The organism is Oleiphilus sp. HI0066, assembly GCF_001635725.1.
The window spans coordinates 1-2,381 of the sequence record NZ_LWFH01001183.1; the positions used below are offsets into that span (position 1 = coordinate 1).

The 2,381-nt window shown below is 45.5% G+C and carries 2 protein-coding genes; both read right to left on the reverse strand.

Going from position 1 to position 2,381, the window contains the following annotated elements; genetic code table 11:
- Positions 1–503: acyl-CoA dehydrogenase family protein (locus A3738_RS15940; protein ID WP_197473885.1), on the reverse strand; the 503-nt coding region annotated here is incomplete at its 3' end.
- A 133-nt stretch (positions 504–636) separates the two neighbouring features.
- Positions 637–2,379: an acyl-CoA dehydrogenase C-terminal domain-containing protein gene (locus tag A3738_RS15945; protein WP_231876674.1), complete on the reverse strand. Its 1,743-nt coding sequence runs from the start codon at positions 2,377–2,379 to the stop codon at positions 637–639.
- Between the last annotated feature and the right edge of the window lie 2 nt (positions 2,380–2,381).

A 2,381-nucleotide genomic window follows, 5' to 3' on the forward strand; every position in this document is an offset into this window, starting at 1 on the left:
TCAGTCAAATCCATAGCACCTGTCCATTCACCTGAATACATTTTTGGCAGGTATTTTTGCTTAAGCTCTTCTGAAGCGTGCGCATCAATTGCCAATGCCGCACCAGAAGTCAAACACACATATAGACCGAATGAGATGTCAGCAGAGTAAAGCATCTCTTCATACTGAGCGCCCAACATTTTAGGCATGCCCATACCTTCGTAAACTGGGTTACCAGTCAAACCTGACCAACCACCTTCAGCAAACGTTTTATATGCATTTACAAAGCCTGCAGGTACAGTGACTTTACCGTTATCAAAGTGACAACCTTCTTCATCAGCTTCACGACTCAATGGTGCAATCAACGAAGCTGTAATTTTTCCAGCCTCTTCTAAAATTGCATCAGCAGTTTCCATGTCAATGACATCTTGTGTGCCTGCCAATGAACCCCAAAGTTTTTCTGCTTCAAACACTTCATTCATTACGAAGCGAATATCTTGAAGGGGCGCTTTGTACTCTGCCATTTCCTAATCCTCAATTAATTCTTTGTGTTTATCTATGAGCTAAAGCGCTCAAAGAACGCCGTCAGCCAAAAAAATCGCGCGCATTATAACGCAAAAAAGCCCGCAAAGCGGGCTTTTTCATGAATAATGACAATTAGAATGCGAAGTTTTCTTCGTCGATTGCCATCATCGAGTCGCTACCTGCAGCAATCATCTGCGCGTGTGCAGCTGTGCGTGGAAGGATACGATCGAAGTAGAACTGTGCAGTTTGTACTTTAGCTGTATAGAAACCAGTTTCAGTAGTACCAGCGTCTAGCTTTTCTTGAGCAACTTTAACCATTTGCGCCCAGAAATATGCCAAGCATACGTAACCAGAGTACATTAGGAAGTCTACAGAAGCCGCACCAACTTCATCACGGTTCTTCATAGCATTCATGCCAACTTTCATTGTGATGTCGCCCCACTCTTTGTTAAGAGTAGTTAGTTTCTCGATGAATGGTTTCAAGGCTTCGTTACCTTCGTTAGCCTGGCAGAACTTATGTACCTGCTTAGTGAAGTTGCGAAGTGATGCACCCTGGCTCATAAGGATCTTACGACCAAGTAAGTCAAGCGCCTGAATACCAGTAGTTCCTTCATAAAGAAGTGCGATACGCGTATCACGAACAATTTGCTCCATGCCCCATTCAGCAATGAAACCGTGGCCACCGAATACTTGTAAACCGTGGTTAGCAGCTTCAAAACCAGCTTCAGTACAGAATGCTTTCAAGATTGGCGTCAAGAAGCCAAGCATCTCATCAGCAGCTTTCTGATCTTCACCTTCACCGTGAGCAACTAGGTCAGCCTGTTGAGCTGCATAGTAGATCATCGCACGAGAGCCTTCCGCGATAGCTTTCTGAGTAAGAAGCATACGACGAACGTCAGGGTGCACGATGATTTGGTCAGCTTTACCTTCTGGGTTCTTAGGACCAGTCAATGAACGCATCGCCAAACGATCTTTAGCGTATGTAAGTGCACCTTGGAAAGAACCTTCCGCAGCCGCAAGACCTTGAATAGAAGTACCGATACGCGCAACGTTCATGAACGTAAACATGCAGTTTAGGCCCTTGTTTTCTGGACCAATCAACCAACCTTTCGCGCCATCGAAGTTCATCACACAAGTTGAGTTACCGTGAATACCCATCTTGTGCTCAATAGAACCACAAGAAACAGCATTACGCTCACCTGCTTCACCGTTTGCATCAGGAAGACACTTAGGAACGACGAACAAAGAAATACCTTTTGTACCTTCCGGAGCACCTGGAAGACGTGCCAGTACGATATGAACGATGTTATCGACCATGTCGTGCTCACCAGCAGAGATAAAGATCTTAGTACCAGTGATAGCATAAGAACCGTCAGCGTTTGGCTCAGCTTTAGTAGTAAGGATACCTAGGTCAGAACCACATTGCGGCTCAGTCAAACACATAGTACCTGTCCACTCACCAGAGATAAGTTTAGTCAGGTAAGTCTCTTGCTGCTCAGGTGTTCCGTGCTCTTCAAGTGTTGCACGTGCACCGTGAGATAAACCAGGGTACATACCCCATGCCCAATTAGCAGTACCAACCATTTCACTGAGAATGATGTTGATCGATTCTGGAAGACCTTGACCACCGTGCTCAACAGGAGCGTTCATTGAAGGCCATCCGCCTTCTACGTACTGCTGATATGCTTCTTTAAAACCAGTCGGCGTTTTAACACCGTCTTCGCTCCAAGTACAACCTTCTTGGTCACCTGATTGATTAATAGGTGCAAGAACTTCTTCACAGAACTTAGCGCCTTCAGCAACGATCGCATCGATCATGTCAGGAGTTGCATCAGTCGCACCGATGTTTTGGTAGTGCTGTTCGCTATCAAGCACTT